Raw genomic sequence first — 15,923 nt, 5'->3', positions numbered from 1 at the left:
ATTAGACACGTGTTACTGGTTACTAAAATGTAGTTGCAATCGGCTAATCATTAAAGGAGGCTAATGATTAATGACAAGTGCCGAGAAGAATGGCTTTATAAATTACTAAGTGCGTATTCTTACAGTCCGAAGACCGAAGAAGTAAATCTAGTTTGGGATGAGACAAAAATCATTCCAAGCGTATTTTGGTGTCTGATAAAAATTATTGCGAATTTTTCGATCAGATTTTAACTAACTGTTCACAAAGCGAAAATTGACGAATAAATGATATTATTTATACAATTAAGTGCTTGAGTACCGGTTAGTGGAGTAAATTTCTGCACAAAATCTCGGCTAAGCAAAAGGAAGACGCCATATTTTATGGACATTAAAGAAAATTAATGGGAGCGTATTTGTCTAATAAAGTCGCTGGGTCAGGTGGCTTTAAACTCCCTGACCCGACAAATTGTTGTTAAGCTGTTAAACAATTCGGCCTTATATTGCGTCCGGGCTTAGTACCAGCTCAGTGAGTGGGTGCAGGGTGAATTGTAAGATTACTAGCGCGTAATGGGCTGAACCATTGCGACACAGCAAGAATATGGCTAATCGTTATTTTTTGAAAGTAAAGGAGGTTACCCAGCAAACAGCGGAGGCCGTAACCATCCATTTTTGGCATCCACTAAATGAAGTGGTTCGTTATCAACCAGGCCAATTTTTAACCTTCATACTCAATGTGAATGGGCAGAAGGTTCGCCGGTCCTATTCCATGTCTAGTTCGCCGCATACGGATGCTTCCCCCGCCGTAACCATCAAGCGAATTCCGGGCGGCGTCGTTTCTAACTACCTGTGTGAGAATGTAAAAGCCGGCGATGTAATCGAAACGCTGGAGCCGATGGGTAAATTCGTGGCATCAACCGATCCGCAGAACGGCCGTCAACTGATTATGATTGGCGCAGGCAGTGGCATCACGCCGCTGATGTCGATGATGAAATCAGTTTTGCATGTCGAGTCGAAAAGCCAGATCTGGCTTTTATACGGTAACCGAACGACCTCATCGATTCTGTTTCGTGATGAAATCAGCCGCCTGGAAAGTCAATACCGCGATCGGTTTCGCGTGTCATACGTGCTGAGCCAGCCCGAAACCAGTTGGGATGGCATGCAGGGTCGGCTAAACCAGTCGAATGTGCTAAAGCTGCTGGAAGTGATGCCGGTAAATGAGCTTCGGCAGGCGGATTATTTTCTGTGCGGGCCGGATGGCATGATGGAAGAGACGCGTAAAGCCCTGCAATTATTGAACGTTCCAGAAAGACAGATATATACCGAAAGTTTCAATACAACGCCCCCCGAAGCACACGGCGAGGTAATCGAAGAGGAAAATATGGAGGATAATTCAGCCGGACAGGAGGTAACCATACTTTATGAAGGCAGCGAGTACAAAGTGGCCGTTGAACCGCACCAGACCATTCTGGAAGCGGCGCTCGAACTGGACATTGACCTACCTTACTCGTGCCAGGCGGGAATGTGTACGGCTTGCATGGGCCGTTGTACCTCGGGCAAAGTAATGCTGGATGAGGAAGACGGTTTGTCAGAAGCGGAGATTGCGGCGGGTTACGTACTAACCTGTGTGGCTCACCCCTTAACTAAGGATGTAGTGATCGAAATTGACTAACATGGATACGAATACGCTACTAATTCCCACTCGTCCGGCGCGACGTTTTATTGGTGATGAGCTTGAGGTAAGTGCCTGGGCCATCATCCAACCTCTGTACGAAAGTTTATTGAACCGGCCCATCAACAGCGCCGAAGAGCTGCGGCAATGGTTTCAGGATCGGAGCGAGCTGGAGTCTTACTTATCGGAAGATTTTGCCTGGCGCTACATCCGCATGACCTGCGATACGAGCAACGAAGAACTGATCAACCGCCTGAATTTTTTTATTGCTGAAATACAGCCGCAGCTTTCCGCCTACGGCAATGAGCTGGACAAAAAAGCAGTGGAAAGTCCGTACCTGGGCCAATTGATGGAGCCTGGTTTTGAGGTAACCGTGCGCGGGATTCGGAAGGCAATCGAAATTTTCCGGGAAGAAAACATTCCGCTGCAAACCGAGATGCAGACCGAAGAACGGAAATACGGAGCCATTGCCGGAGCCATGACCGTGACAATTCCGAATCAGGATGGTGTTCTGGAAGAAGTGACTTTACAACGTGCCGCTGACTTGCTGCAATCGACAGATCGCGCGGTGCGGGAGGAAGCCTGGAAAAAAATTCAGGAACGGCGGTATCAGGATAAAGATACCCTGGACAACCTCTACAATCGGTTGCGTGGCCTTCGGCACCAGATTGCCGTTAATGCCGGTTTTGCCAATTTTCGGGATTACATGTTCGCTGCGTTGGGACGGTTTGATTACCTGCCCGAAGATTGTTTCCATTTTCACGAATCGGTAGCAAAGGCAGTTGTTCCGATGCTGAACGAGCTGGCCGAAAGTCGGAAAAACAAGCTGGCGGTTGATGTCCTGCGCCCCTGGGATAGCAAAGTAGATGTCGATGGACAGCCGCCGCTCGTACCGTTTAAAACGGGGGAAGATTTGCTGGATAAGACCATTACGTGTTTTACGCGCCTGGACCCTTATTTAGGCGACTGCCTGCGGATCATGAAAGCCATGGGCCATCTGGACCTGGAATCGCGGAAAGGCAAAGCACCGGGCGGCTACAACTATCCGTTGGAAGAGATTGGCGTGCCGTTTATTTTCATGAATGCGACGTCTAGCCTGCGCGATCTGGTAACGATGGTGCACGAAGGCGGCCACGCGGTGCATTCGTTTCTGACGCGTGACCTGCCGCTAAAGCCCTTCCGGAACCCACCGATGGAAGTGGCCGAACTGGCTTCGATGTCGATGGAGCTGCTGTCGATGGATTACTGGGATGTCTTTTTCGAGAATCCGGCTGAGCTAAAGCGTGCCAAGCTGCAACACCTGGAATCCATTGTTGAAACCTTACCCTGGGTGGCTACAATCGATAAGTTCCAGCATTGGGTGTACGAGAACCCGACGCATACGGTGGAGGAGCGCCGAGAAAACTGGGTGCGAATTTTTGATCAGTTTTCGGAATCCATCACCGATTGGAGTGGGTTAGAGCAATACAAAGCGTATTTCTGGCAAAAACAGTTGCACTTGTACGAAGTACCTTTTTATTACATTGAATACGGAATTGCGCAGTTGGGTGCGATTGGCGTCTGGATGAATTTCCGCCAGGACCGTCAGAAGGGACTGGAAGGGTATAAAAACGCCCTGAAGCTCGGCTATACGGCCACCATCGGCGAGATTTATCAGGCGGCGGGCATTCCCTTCGATTTTTCGGAAGAGCATATTGGGCGGCTCCTGCGTTTTGTGTGGGACGAAATCGAGCGTCTTAAAGCAGAATAAAAAAAGAGGCCAGTAACAACTGGCCTCTTTTTTGCTATTATTCGCGCTTCTGTTAGCGCTTCAAAATCTTCCGCACGGTTTTATGATTTCCTACCTGAACGTGCAGCAAATACAATCCGGCTTCTTGCTGGGTTAAGTCCAGAAGCGTTTTCTGTTGGTGCGTAGTGGTTTGTAATCTCGCTTTTCCATTGGCGTCCATAAGCTGAATTTTAGCTGCTTCTTGCTGCAAAGGCATAGCGATGTCCACCGTCAGCGTTGTTTCTACGGGAACAGGGTACGCATTTAGGGCTTGTACCAGCGGATTCGGTTCTACGCCAAGTACAGGCAGCACGTTGATGATCGCGGTGCCACTTACCGTGCCTGTACCACAATTGTTGGATACCGAAGTAATTGTGTACGTTGTTCGTCGGGCTGGCGTCACTGTCACCTCATACGGATTGGCCGTCGTTTGGATGGGGTAGCTCCGCACGCTGTCTGCATAGACAAAATCCCAGGGGCCGTCGCCCGTAAACCGGATATTCAGCTTGGCACTTTCTCCTTCGTAGATGTCGCGTGTACCGGTTAGCGTGGCCGTTGGCAGCGCGCGTATGTTCAGCACCGTAGTGCTCACCTTGCCGGGAACCGGTATCGACGGGTTAGATGCTGTTACCCGGACAAAATAAAGCCCCTGCGGCGTATTGGCCGGAACCGTTACCACAATGGGACTCTGTTGCCCCCCCTGCGCCAGTTTGATGTAGTTTTTAGAAGTCGTGTCGGCCAATTCTACCTGAAAGACGTTTCCAGCGTTGAAGTCGCCCGTAGTTGTGAACGGCACGGAGATGGATGTTCCGGCGCAGACGGTGCTTGCCGTCAGGTTGCCCGTTGTAATGGTCGGGATGCGCACCACAATGTTTGCAATTCCTGCCGGTAGCCCAACGCCACACACGTTTGACACGTTGGTGACCTGATAGGTGGTCGATTCTTTCGGCAGCACGTCGATTGTTTTGGTCATGGCGTCGGAAGTGCCACTTGTGCCGTCTGACAGTGTAAAGCTGAATGGCGGAACGCTGGTGAACGTAAGGGTTAGCTTGGCGCTCTGCCCCAGGTTTACGGATGAGCTACCGCTTAGGGCTGCCGTTGGTGTTGCGTTAACAATGAATTTGATTTCGGCTTTTGGACTTTTACAGCCATTCGCTCCGGTTTGCGTTACAAAATACGAAACGCCGTCCGTTACATTGAGCGTTGGCGGGACGGGAGCGGTAGGAGTTACGTTGCCGTATGGGTCGGTCCACTCGAAGGAAACGCCAGTGCCGGTTGCCGACAACGGTTTCGATTCCTGGCCACGGCAATACACCACCGAACTGGCGACCGTTGGAACGGGTGTCGTCTGAACCGTTACGTTAATGGTTGCTTTGGTACTTTCGCAACCTTCTACCGTTTGAGTTACCTGAAAGGCATAGTTGCCTCCCCGATCAGTAGAAGGGGTGGGCGCGGAGCCAAACGCGTTACCGTCCGTATTGAACCAACGCAGGTTTTGTCCATTGGCCGTAATGGGTTGAGCCGCATCGAATTGGCATAGTTTTAAATCCGTAACGCTGGGAGCGCTAGGCAACTGTTTAACGCGAACAGGTATGCTTGCTCGTGGACCTTCGCAGCCGTTTACAGTCTGAGCAACGTAGTAAGTGGTAGTGCCAGGATTGTTTGTTTGTGGAGTTGGCGCATTACCAGAAGGTGACCCTCCGTTTGCATCAGTACCATACCAGTTAATTGTACCATTACCATTAGCTGTTAAAGCTACCGCAGATTGATTCTGACAATATTCGACTGGACTAACTGCTGGCGCTAAAGGTTTTGGTTTTACAGTAACAATTATTGTAGCACGTTCGCTCTGGCAGCCATTTGCACCCGTTTGGCTAACATAATAGGTTGTATTACCAGCTGTTTCCGTAGATGGTATTGGAGCCTCACCTAATACGGTGCCACCTGTATTATACCATTTCAGTGTGGCATTATTGCTGGCTGTTGCCGTTAAAGGTGTAGCAGTAGATTCTCGACAGTATTCTACTGGTGTACTAACTCCAGGCCGTGCTGGTTGCGGTTTAATAGTAACCTGAATAGGTGTTCTTGGGCTCTCGCATCCTAAAGCTGTTCTTTGAGAGACATAATATGTAAATGTTCCTTCCGCCGTTGCTACTGGTGTAGGCGCATTACCATCTCCTGTGCCGCCTGTTGCGTTAGTGCCATACCATCTCAATGCATTGTCAGAACCTGCTACTGCTGAAAGTGAAGCAATACCCTGTTCATTTTGACAATAGGATAAAGCCGATGGAGCAGTAGGCGCTGTTGGACGAGGATTTACGGTTGCAGAGATTGTTGCTCTGGGGCTCTCACAGCCATTCACTGTCTGACTAACCAGATATGTAAAAGAACCAGGCGTAGTTGCTGAAATTAAAGGAGCCGATGATAAAGCGCTACCATTGGCATTGAACCATTTCAAATTCTGTCCGTTTGCACTAAGTTGGCGGCTGCTATCGCCTTGACATAAAGAAAGGTTTGCAACGCCAGGAGCAGCGGGGGTTGCTGTTACCACTACCTGAATGCTAGCTCGTGGACTTTCACAACCTCCTTGGTTGCTACGCTGGGCGACGTAATACGTAAAAGTACCAGGCGTGTTTACGGGAGGTACAGGGGCGACGGTAGAAGCTGAACCTCCGGTGGCGCTGGTACCATACCAGAAAAGCGTGTTTCCAGAGCTAGCCGTGGCTGATAGAGACGTCACACCGGTTACATTTTGGCAGTAGCTGGCCCCTACCTGAACGGCTGGAGCAGCTGGGCGTGCTGATACGGTTACTGTGATAGCGGTCCGTGGGCTTTCGCAACTGCCAACAGCTTGGCTTACATAGAAAGTAGTCGTTCCAGCGGATGCAGTAGAAGGTGTTGGTGCATTGCCTAGAGCAGTTACTCCGTTTGCACTATCATACCATTTTAAGGTAGCCCCTGTACTAGCGGTAGCCGTAAGTGCGCTAGCTGGTACTCCTTCACAATAACTTACGGCTGTTTGAGCGGTTGGCGCCGAAGGGATAGATATTACTTCAATTGTTAATTGAGTATCTGTTTGTAAAGGATTTCTACATCCTTCATTAGAATCAATTGGTTCTAACCCAATTCGATATGTTGTAACAGAGGGAGTTTTTGTATCAGGAATTGGAGTAGGTATATAAGTACCTGTTCCTTCTAAATAATAGACTGCTTTAAAGCCAGTAGGAGCAGCAACATGATGCTCGCTAATTGGAACAGAAGTTGCTCCTTGGCAATAAGTAACTCTACTATTATTAACCAATCTAGGCCCACCAGCTGGCCTAGGCTTGATGATTACATCTACTTTAACACGTTCACTTTGGCATCCATTAACTTCTTGGAGAATAAAATAAGTTTGTGTACCAACTGCACTGTTAGCGTACATTGGCGACTGAAAAAGAGCAGATGTTGCTCCGGCTTGTGTAGGGGATTTGGTAAAAGGAATTTCTGTCCCCGAGCTATTATAAAATTTTACATTGCTATTAAAAATTAACCCGGAAACATTTATTGAGAAAGTAGCGCTAGATGTCGATGTTGGCTGTTGAAACTGACATCCATACTGCGGAGATTGAACTACAGGCGCACTCGGTTTTGCTGTCACCGTCACAGCAAGTGCTGCTCTTGAACTTTCACAAGTGCCGATAGCTTGACTAACGTAATAGGTAGTGGTTCCGATTGTAGAAGTAGAGGGCGTTGGCGCACCTGCCAAGGCGGTGCCACCCGTTGCTCTGTCGTACCACTTTAGGGTAGCACCCGTGCTAGCGGTGGCTGTTAACGGAGTAGGTGTAGCATTTTGGCAATAAGTAACGGGTTGAACCGTAGGAGCCGTTGGCGTATCGATAATAGTTAAAGAAGTAGTACTAGCACTACCATTAATAACTGCCGTTGAACTGGTTGGAACGCTAACAACGCGAATGCGATAACCCGAACCTGGATTAGCCGTAACAACAGCCGAAATGGGACTGGCTGTAGCAGTTGCTCCCGTAATATCAGCAAACGAGCCAGTAGCAGAAGCAATTTGAGCTTTAAACGTAGTGCCCGTGGCGAGAGTACCTGAAGTAGTGAATGGAACTGCTATTGTCCCACCTTCGCAAATGCTAGATGGCGTAACAGCACCCGTTGTAATCGTCTGGGCCTGCACACCTTTACCCAAACTGATACACAGAATTAGTAAAGTCCAAAACAGACGTAAAATTGCTTTCATAGAAAGTTGTCGGATAATAAACACAAAAAAGTACTCAAAATAACAAAGTTATTCTGAGAAATAATACGAATGATTTGTGAGCGGTTCCCGGTGGCTACAGCGACTGATAAATAGCCTCGTGAATTTGACGTCGAATCTTGTGGGTAGTGATCAGCGTATTGGCTGCACTAGGGTGAATGCGGTTCGAGAGAAATATAAAAACTAAATCGTAATCGGGGTCAACCCAGACCACATTTCCCGAAAAACCAGTGTGGCCAAACGAGCGAATCGATGCGTGGGGAGACACGTAGGAGCTATTTCCGTCAGGATCAGGTTTGTCCCAGCCCAGACCCCGGTGGCTGCGGTCGGTGGCATTGCGGCTATACAGCGGAGCCGTTCCCGGAAGTAGAAAACGCCGACCGCCATACTGGCCCTTTTGAAGGTTCATTTGTAGGATTTTGACAATATCCTGCGACGTTGCAAATAAACCAGCGTGACCCGAGATACCGCCTTGCAGAGCTGCCAGTTGATCGTGCACCGTTCCCTGCAACATTGAATTACGGAACCAGGTATCATTCTCGGTTGGGGCTACCCGAAACGTGGAGCGCTTCTGCAAAGGATTGAAAACCATTGTTCCGATACCCAGGGGCTTGTACAGGTTCTCATCCAGAAATACCTCAATTGGCTGGCTGGTGACCCGTTCAACAATTTTTTGCAGCGTAACGAAGCTTAGATCGCTGTACAGGTAATTAAAACGGCCACTTTCGTCTACTTTAGCCGTTAGCGGAGTGCCTACAATCCAGCTCCAAACCGAATCTCTAATGGAAGGAGGAGCAAAGAGAGTCGGGCCAATTTGCAAAGAACGCAGGCTATCGCGAACTGTCGAATAGAAACCTGAACGCAAGCCACTTTGCACCTTAGCTCGTTCAACAGCCCGGGGAAGACCCGCCGGGAAGCCCGCCTGATGAAGCAGTAAATCACTCACCGTCATGTTCCGTTTGGCACTGTTCTGGAACTCGGGGAGGTAATGCGCCACTTTCTGATTCAAATCAATAGCGCCCCGCTCATTCAGAAGCATGACAGCCTGTAAAGTGCCAAGAACTTTTGTCAGCGATGCTAGGTCGTATAACGTCTCACCCGTTACGCGGTCATAGGCGTTGTTATACGTCAATGTGCCGTAGCTCTTATCAAAAACAACTTTGCCTTTGCGCGCCACTAAAACCTGACAGCCTGGGAAAGCACGGTCGCGCAGGGCTTTCTGAACGATATCGTCAATACGTTGCAACTGTCCGGAGCGCATTCCCACGCTTTCGGGCAAGCTATAGGCCAGTCGCCCGCTGGGTGCCGTAAACAAGCCGTAGCCAATGCGCCAATCGCCTACCGTGACGGGCATGGCACCTTTGGCCGGAATGGCACCGAAAAGTACCTGAGGCACCACGCGCTGCATTTCCTCGCCATCTTCGTACGTACAGATTAGCGCGTCCGCCTGGGTACCAATGAATGGCCGCAGGGCGTAAGCCGGGCCAAAGGCGCACACCACCACCCGAAGACCGCGCTGTTTGAGGCGGGTGATCAGATCAAGGGAAGGCTTTGTAACCCCGTAGTTCCATTTTGCCGTAGGACTCAGGCGGTGGAAACTTAAGATTACGGTATTGGCATCACCAAGTTGACGGATAATTTCGTCTAAATCGGCTTCCGTAGTCGGTTTTTCACCAACCGTTATGTGCTTGACGGGCGCGTAACCGCTTAAAGTTTTCTGAAAAGGATTTCCGTAATCGGCAGCAATGGATATCGCCGCAACCCGCACCGTGTCCAGCGCACCAAATGGAAGTAAGTTGTTGTTATTTTTAACGATGGTTACAGCCTGTTCACAAAGTTCCTGCTTAAGTAGCTTCGCTTCAGGCGAATTCAGGTCGCGATCAAGATTTTCGAGGGCAATGGGAGCTGTTTTATTCAAACCGGCCCAGTATTTGGCCCGCAGTATTTTTTTGACTTTTTCGTCGATCAGTTCCTGCGAGATTTCCCCCTTCTGAATCGCCAGCGCAATGCGATGAACCGCGTCAGGAACATTTTCGGGATACAAAAGAATGTCGTTACCGGCAACCAGCGCTTTTAGATTGATTTCTTCGGACGGCAGCCGACCTACGCCACCCATATTCAGCGCGTCGGTGAACACCAGTCCCCGGAAGCCAAGCTCTTTTTTCAGCAGTTCCGTAACTACTTTTTCCGATAAGGTCGCGGCCAGTCTAGGCGTATTATCAACCACGGGCACGTGCAGGTGGCCCGTTACAACGCCCATCAGGCTGTCGGCGATAAGCTTCCGAAAAGGAAAAAGATCCACGTCGCGGAGCTGTTCAACGGAGCGGTGCACGATTGGCAAGGAAACGTGCGAGTCAACGTTAACATCACCGTGACCGGGGAAGTGCTTTGCTGTGGCGATGATGCGGGTATGTTGCAGCCCTTTCATGTAAGCAGACGCCTTGATTGCTACGTTCTCTTTCGATTCGCCGAAGGAGCGATTGCCGATGACCGGGTTTGAAGGGTTGCTATTGATGTCTGAAACCGGCGCAAAATTGATATGGATACCCAGGCGGCGGCATTGGCGACCAATCTCGCTGCCCATTCGGTAAACAATGGCTTCATCGCGAATGGCACCCAGGGACATTTGCTTGGGAAAAGCCATCGTACTATCTAGCCGCATGCCTAAACCCCACTCGCCATCAATGCCAACTAGCAAAGGTACTTTAGCGGCGGACTGGTAGCGGTTTGTCAGCACGGCCTGGCGGTAAGGCCCGCCCTGGAAGAAGATAAGCCCGCCAATGTGGTAATGGCGAACGAGCGTTTCGATGTATTGGTAGTGAGCTTCGTCCTGATTGGAGAACGTGGCGACCATGAAGAATTGCCCGATTTTCTGCTCCTGCGTTAACGTCGAAAAAACGCTATCGACCCAACCCAGCTCTTTCGGAGCAAGGGCCAGCACTTCTACGGGACGCATCCGGATGGGGTTCGCCTTTTTTTTGCCTTTTTCTGGTAATTTCGCCTTAATGCTAGTCGTAAGCTTGGTCAGAAGGTTTGTTCGCAAAACGCCACTCGACCAACCAAAAGCCGTCACCAAGCCGGAAAACAGCAGTGCCGACACCAGGAAGACAACTTTATTACGCATCTCTTTCAATTAAGCCGTTACGATTCAGGTTGAATGTATTTACACCAATTAGGGGATAAAGCTATCCAAAATTGGCTTAAAACCCTAATTAAAGTTGGGTTAATGGCCAATGAGACAGGCGGAAAACGGTTAATTCAGGAATTTATCAGACAGCTAAAGTAAGTCGTAATTAAGTAGCTTATTTGGCGGATTTGAGAAGAGAAATGATGGCAATCTGGGAGGGAAAAGCGGCTAAAAACAAGGCCCGAAAGGGGCAGCGTGGTAGATGGTAAAGCACAACATAGCTAGTCAACAAAGGGCGAAAATCCTTTTTGACTGGTAATAACTAAACGGTTTTTGCGGGGTAGAAGTATTCCATAGAGAGCACAGTAATGCAGTGTAAGCAGCGATTAACGGAGCCAACTGAATTAAAGTACTCCTTTCTTAATAATCTCCCAGCCAAACGTAAAGACACTTGGCGCTGCTGCCTTGGCATAAGACGTAAAGACACGCTTTAGTGGTGTCGAAGACGTTGCACGACCAATTGTTGCTTTTGCTACGCCATGTTTAGCTTTTTGGTGCGCTGCGAAAAGATTATGTGGGTGGCCAATGGCCGAAGCGGAAAAGCTAATTCCGATTGTCAAGATGAAGGCCAGAACAGTTTTCATAGTGTGTCGCGGATAGTCCGTCTTTAAGTTGATACAAAGATATATGTTTTAGAGTGTACCTTGCAATACATAGTACTATAATTTTTGTTAAATAGTGTTAAACGGTACTATTTATTGACGAATGGTATTGCCAAAAGTAACACTCTACTAAATAATCTTAGACCAGAAAAAATTAGAGTGTAAGAACAGTGTAAAAGTAATCGATTAAAAGAGGTTAGGGCAACAGAATTCAGGTGAATGGTCTAAATACCTGTATAAACTGGCTAAAATAAGCGATAAAACCTACCCTAACATTTAGGGTAGGTTTTATCGCTATCAGGGTTATTCGTTGATAACAACGCGTTTAACCGCGCCGTCCTCTTTTTGGGTAACACTGACGAAATAAGTGCCTTTAGCCTTTTTGCCCAGATCGATCTGGCCCGAATAACTGCCGGAAAAATCTTTAACCTCTTTGTGGGCTACTTCTTTCCCGTCGGGAGTTGTCACCCGAATCTTGATATCTCCTTTGGCCGGAGCAGTAAAGCGAACATTCAGTTCCTGCTTTTCGGGGTTGTTGGGGTAAACCTGTAAGCTACGGATGGTTGATGAAGACTCGCCGCTCATGGATAAGTTGTTCCAGTTGCGGAAAGAGTCGTCCATGCGTTGGGTCCAGTTGTTCGGGAAGTTGAACTCGAAGCGTTTCAGGCGATCGGCCAGGGAATCTGGGTTCAGGCGATACTGGCGTTGCAGTTTTCCGTCTTTGTAATAGCGAAACTGAAGCGGATCGTTGGGGCGTTTGGCGTACAGGTCTTTGTTGCGCTGTCTGTTGCCTTGGCGCATTTCGACGCGGTTACCGTTGCCATCGCGTTGGATGATGTGGCTACCGTGATCGCCGTCCTCAACGATAATGGTGATCTGGCCTTTCTCGCCGTGCTTGGCCCGCAAAGAGTCCACAAGTTTGGTGACCATGGCGTCCCGTTCATCGTCCTTTAGGCCGTTAAGCCGGTAGGAGCGACTTTCTTCGCGTAACTCGCCTTTTTCATCGCGCTCGATGATTTTGACATTCACCTGACCATCAGACTTGGATTCTTTTTCTTTCTGAGCCAAAGCCGGAAGTGCAAACCCACTTACGAGCAAGGCTGCTACCATAATCCGGACGCGGAGAGTTGATGATTTTTTCATGCTATGATGTTTTAAAAGATTAAGCAACGCTGGTCTATCTCATTTTTCAAAAGATGTAAGAAAAGAAGCCAGAGTTGCACCTGTCTGGAGATTTTTTGGAAACAAGACCAAAATCTTTCTCGCTTGCGAAGCAGAAAGTTTATCGAGACAAAGCCACTTTGCGTTTCTTTACAAGAATTACTGCCTGATGATCATGCCATCAAAAACCGTTGCCTACCTGATTTTGGCTCACAACCAGCCCGGCCTTTTGTTCCAGTTGGTTACGTTACTCGACCACCCGGAAGTGCGTATTTACATTCATCTGGACCGCTCGGCGGATCTGGATTTATTTACGGATCATTATCCCTGGCCTGAGTCCGTGAATTTTATCGAAGAGCGGGTAAAAGTCTGGTATGGCGGCTACAGCATGGTTGAGGCAGAGTTGGCTTTGATACGAGCAGCATTGACCGATTCCTATTCGTTTCGGTATTTGCGGCTGCTGTCGGGCGTTGATTTTCCGCTGAAACCGGCGCATGAGCTGGTTCATTTCTACCAAAACAGTACTGTCGAGTACCTCAGTTATTTCAAAGTGGCAGATCGTCCAGACTGGCACCACAAAGTTCGTTATCCTTACTTCCACGAATGGCCGCTGCTGAACAAGCGGAACGGGCGCTGGGGAATGCGGCGTTTTCAGCTCTACAACCGCATTTTGAAATACGTATTGCCGCGTCGTCGCTTTTGTTCCAGCCTTGACTTGTATGGGGGTGCACAGTGGTGGGCGCTAACGGCGGCCTGTGCGCAATATGTGTTGACGTATCTGAACCAACATCCTGAAATTAAGCAATTTTTCCGGTTGGGCGACCATCCCGATGAGCAAGTTTTTCAAACGGTTATTCTGAATTCGCCTTTTGCCTCACAGGTAATTCATTACGGGAAGCGTTGGCCAAAGGGCATGGAGTGGCAAAATTATCCTGTTGGCTATCTCCTGGAAAGCAATTACGTGCACACATACGTGGACTGGAATCCAGCGCGGGAACAACCGGCGTTATTGAGAGAGGGAGATCTAAATGAACTGATCTCATCCGGCTGTTATTTTTGTAGAAAACTAGACGCCCGTCAGTCGGCTGGTCTGATTGAAAAACTGCTGGCGCACATCCGCAAGAATTAAGGACTTTAATTGTCTAATTTCGTGCTTTTATCAGGTAGCAAAACTATAGGGCTATACAAAAGAGAAAGCCACGAGTATTAGTCGTGGCTTTCTCTTTTTATGGATGAATTACCGCAAATCAACCACTTCGACACCCGGATATTTCGACTTATCGAAGTTAAAATAGTTGTCGGCCAATTTTGGATTAGGCGTGAATTGCGTAATGGTATAGCTAGTTACCTTGCCCGCTTTGTCCGTAATTTTCCAGCTCTTGACGGATTTATCTTTCTTGTTAACCGCTATTTGAACTTTGGCTACCTGCGTATTTTTTTTCTCGGGCGTCAATTCAACGACCTCAACTGCCTGACCCGCTTGTTTTTGCTCGCCAACATATTTGTAGTTGTAGCCGTTCTTATAAATGGTGTAAATCTTGGCCGGATTGATGTCGCCAGTAGTGCCTTCAAAATCCTGAACGTTTACTTCGTTAGTTTCCTTGACGTAAGTGGATACCGTTTTACCGTCATTAAAAACCTCCTGGCCCGCTAGTTTCAGGCGGAATTTAGTGCCTTTTACGGTTACATCTCCTTTGTAAGAATCGCCCGCCGCAGCGTAGGTGAAAGCAGCATTGTAAGCATCCAAAGCCTGAAATTTCTTGCCCATTGCGTCAAGAAGATCGCCTGCTTTTTTGTCTTTTTGTGCGAACGAAGGAAATGCCAGCCCTGCCACCAAGCTAACCAGCAACGCAAATTTTCTCATGTTTATCGTTTAATTGATTTCTTTTAGTCTTTTCAGAAACAGCCCGCAAAATTCGGGTTAGTTTGTTAGTAAGACAATATTGTTTGTGTAAAAGTTTAAGTGAGCCCAAATATCATTGCTCTGATTTTTTATGACTCGATTCATTAATGCATTCTTGCGCTTGTTTCTTGTGGTTCTGCTAATCGTTGGGTTGATTTCTCTCTGGGAGCAGGTTCGGTCGGGAGGTCTGTTTCAGCGGTTTACGAAGAGTGAAGAAGTCAATCATACGGTGGTTTTGCAGGAAATCACGGAATTGGGAAAGCTGGAACTGGTTCGTTATCGCTTCAAAGACGTGATTGAACACGAGCAAATCCGGCAGTGGTTCCCCAACCCAAAAGCGGTGTTGATTGTTGAGGGCGAGGCCGTTGGCTGCATTGACTTGACTAAAATTACCGAGCAAGATCTGGCCTCCGATGGCGACAGCCTGATTGTGTATCTTCCTGAGCCGGAAATCTGCTCCTATAAAATCAATCACGAAAATTCGAAAGTTTACAATACCGAAAACGCATTCTTTGAAGAGGCAGGTCTTGTCAACGAGGCTTATCGCCAGGCCGAAGCCCAGATCAGAAAGTCTGCCCTGCAAAGCGGAATTCTAGAAGAAACGCGTCAGAATGCCGATAAAATCCTGCGGCCCGTGCTGGAGAAAGTCTCGGGCAAAAAGGTCTTTTTAACGACGCGAATGAAAGCTACGTTTCAGCCGTTACGGTGAGCGGTACCGGCGGTCCCGAATAACTTTAGACTTTCTCCGTTCGTTTCAACCCATTTTTCAAAGTGCAGGCCAAGTCGTTCGAGCAGTCGGACAGAACGCTGGTTATCGGGTAGCGTAATGGCAACAATGCGTTGTAAGTTCAGGGTATTACGGGCGTGGTTCATCACGGCCGAAGCCGCCTCGTAGCCATAGCCCTGGCCTTCGTAGGCCGGAAGAAAAGCAAAGCCCAGGTCAACATCCTCCAACGAATCACGCTTGATCAAACCACAAAGGCCAATCGGCGTTTTCGTGTCTTTTAGGGCTACCAGATAAAGCCCAAAGCCCAGACGTTCGTAACTGGCTAGAGGTCCGTTTTGTAGGTAATTACGCGCATCGTCGAGGTTCTTAACGCCCCGGTCGCCAATGAACTGGAGCCAGGAAGGCGTGTTCAGCAATTCAAGAATAAAGGCATCTTCTTGCAAACTTATTTGGGAGAGTGTCAAACGGTCTGTTTCGGCAATCAGCATGGCTTTCAATGAGAAACGGAAGAATAATACAAAAGCGCAAAAATAGAAAAGCCACTTGTAATTACTACAAGTGGCTTTGAAGTCGGGATGGCGAGATTCGAACTCACGACCCCTTGCACCCCATGCAAGTACACTACCTGGCTGTGCTACATCCCGAATCGGGTACAAAAGTAATAAA

At 48.5% G+C, this 15,923-nt stretch carries 10 protein-coding genes, 1 tRNA gene and 1 pseudogene; 4 read left to right on the top strand and 8 right to left on the bottom strand.

All coding sequences use genetic code 11. The features are described 5' to 3' along the window. The first annotated feature begins 577 nt into the window (after positions 1-577). Positions 578-1,648 carry a ferredoxin--NADP reductase gene (locus L0Y31_RS04660; protein WP_234735972.1) on the top strand — a complete coding sequence of 357 codons (1,071 nt, stop codon included), beginning with the start codon at positions 578-580 and terminating at the stop codon, positions 1,646-1,648. A gap of 1 nt (position 1,649) precedes the next feature. Further along, entirely contained in the window at positions 1,650-3,398 is a 1,749-nt protein-coding gene (locus tag L0Y31_RS04655; RefSeq protein ID WP_234735971.1) for a M3 family oligoendopeptidase, read from the top strand. 52 nt (positions 3,399-3,450) lie between these two features. Here L0Y31_RS04655 and L0Y31_RS04650 read toward each other — a convergent pair whose 3' ends face one another. From L0Y31_RS04650 to L0Y31_RS04635, 5 genes and pseudogenes are all read right to left on the bottom strand, one after another. Further along, positions 3,451-4,989: a T9SS type A sorting domain-containing protein gene (locus tag L0Y31_RS04650; protein WP_234735970.1), complete on the bottom strand. Its 1,539-nt coding sequence runs from the start codon at positions 4,987-4,989 to the stop codon at positions 3,451-3,453. Positions 4,990-5,007: 18 nt separating this feature from the next. Further along, positions 5,008-7,659: pseudogene (locus tag L0Y31_RS21050) on the bottom strand (immunoglobulin domain-containing protein); the annotation flags it as partial. Between the two features lie 94 nt (positions 7,660-7,753). Then, positions 7,754-10,801, bottom strand: coding sequence for a glycoside hydrolase family 3 N-terminal domain-containing protein (locus tag L0Y31_RS04645; RefSeq protein WP_234735969.1), 3,048 nt, complete (start codon positions 10,799-10,801; stop codon positions 7,754-7,756). 407 nt (positions 10,802-11,208) lie between these two features. Beyond that, positions 11,209-11,448 carry a hypothetical protein gene (locus L0Y31_RS04640; protein ID WP_234735968.1) on the bottom strand — a complete coding sequence of 80 codons (240 nt, stop codon included), beginning with the start codon at positions 11,446-11,448 and terminating at the stop codon, positions 11,209-11,211. A gap of 321 nt (positions 11,449-11,769) precedes the next feature. Then, complete coding sequence (locus tag L0Y31_RS04635) at positions 11,770-12,609, bottom strand: T9SS type A sorting domain-containing protein (RefSeq protein WP_234735967.1); 840 nt, start codon at positions 12,607-12,609, stop codon at positions 11,770-11,772. A 193-nt stretch (positions 12,610-12,802) separates the two neighbouring features. Between L0Y31_RS04635 and L0Y31_RS04630 the strand changes: the two genes are divergently transcribed. After that, positions 12,803-13,756, top strand: a complete 954-nt coding sequence (locus L0Y31_RS04630) for a beta-1,6-N-acetylglucosaminyltransferase (protein WP_234735966.1) — start codon at positions 12,803-12,805, stop codon at positions 13,754-13,756. Between the two features lie 108 nt (positions 13,757-13,864). On the opposite strand, the gene L0Y31_RS04625 is transcribed toward L0Y31_RS04630, so the two are convergent. Further along, the gene (locus L0Y31_RS04625) at positions 13,865-14,491 is read right to left on the bottom strand and encodes an outer membrane lipoprotein periplasmic chaperone LolA1 (RefSeq protein WP_234735965.1); all 627 of its coding nucleotides are present in this window, start codon (positions 14,489-14,491) and stop codon (positions 13,865-13,867) included. Positions 14,492-14,621: 130 nt separating this feature from the next. Here L0Y31_RS04625 and L0Y31_RS04620 point away from each other — a divergent pair, with 130 nt between their 5' ends. Beyond that, positions 14,622-15,239, top strand: a complete 618-nt coding sequence (locus L0Y31_RS04620) for a DUF4230 domain-containing protein (RefSeq protein ID WP_234735964.1) — start codon at positions 14,622-14,624, stop codon at positions 15,237-15,239. Here the strand turns inward: L0Y31_RS04620 and L0Y31_RS04615 are convergent. After that, a complete protein-coding gene (locus L0Y31_RS04615) occupies positions 15,224-15,745 on the bottom strand; it encodes a GNAT family N-acetyltransferase (RefSeq protein WP_234735963.1) in 522 nt (173 codons plus the stop codon). The two genes, L0Y31_RS04620 and L0Y31_RS04615, sit on opposite strands and share 16 nt — an antisense overlap. A gap of 82 nt (positions 15,746-15,827) precedes the next feature. Next, a tRNA-Pro gene (locus tag L0Y31_RS04610) sits at positions 15,828-15,901 on the bottom strand. Positions 15,902-15,923: the final 22 nt, after the last annotated feature.

This window comes from Tellurirhabdus bombi (assembly GCF_021484805.1).
Lineage (GTDB): Bacteria > Bacteroidota > Bacteroidia > Cytophagales > Spirosomataceae > Tellurirhabdus > Tellurirhabdus bombi.
This window is presented reverse-complemented; position numbering and strand designations above follow the sequence as displayed.

Coding starts and splice junctions, on each gene's coding strand:
- L0Y31_RS04660 (WP_234735972.1), top strand. CDS start 578: ATGGCTAATCGTTATTTTTTGAAAGTAAAGGAGGTTACCCAGCAAACA.
- L0Y31_RS04655 (WP_234735971.1), top strand. CDS start 1,650: ATGGATACGAATACGCTACTAATTCCCACTCGTCCGGCGCGACGTTTT.
- L0Y31_RS04645 (WP_234735969.1), bottom strand. CDS start 10,801: ATGCGTAATAAAGTTGTCTTCCTGGTGTCGGCACTGCTGTTTTCCGGC.
- L0Y31_RS04640 (WP_234735968.1), bottom strand. CDS start 11,448: ATGAAAACTGTTCTGGCCTTCATCTTGACAATCGGAATTAGCTTTTCC.
- L0Y31_RS04635 (WP_234735967.1), bottom strand. CDS start 12,609: ATGAAAAAATCATCAACTCTCCGCGTCCGGATTATGGTAGCAGCCTTG.
- L0Y31_RS04630 (WP_234735966.1), top strand. CDS start 12,803: ATGCCATCAAAAACCGTTGCCTACCTGATTTTGGCTCACAACCAGCCC.
- L0Y31_RS04625 (WP_234735965.1), bottom strand. CDS start 14,491: ATGAGAAAATTTGCGTTGCTGGTTAGCTTGGTGGCAGGGCTGGCATTT.
- L0Y31_RS04620 (WP_234735964.1), top strand. CDS start 14,622: ATGACTCGATTCATTAATGCATTCTTGCGCTTGTTTCTTGTGGTTCTG.
- L0Y31_RS04615 (WP_234735963.1), bottom strand. CDS start 15,745: ATGCTGATTGCCGAAACAGACCGTTTGACACTCTCCCAAATAAGTTTG.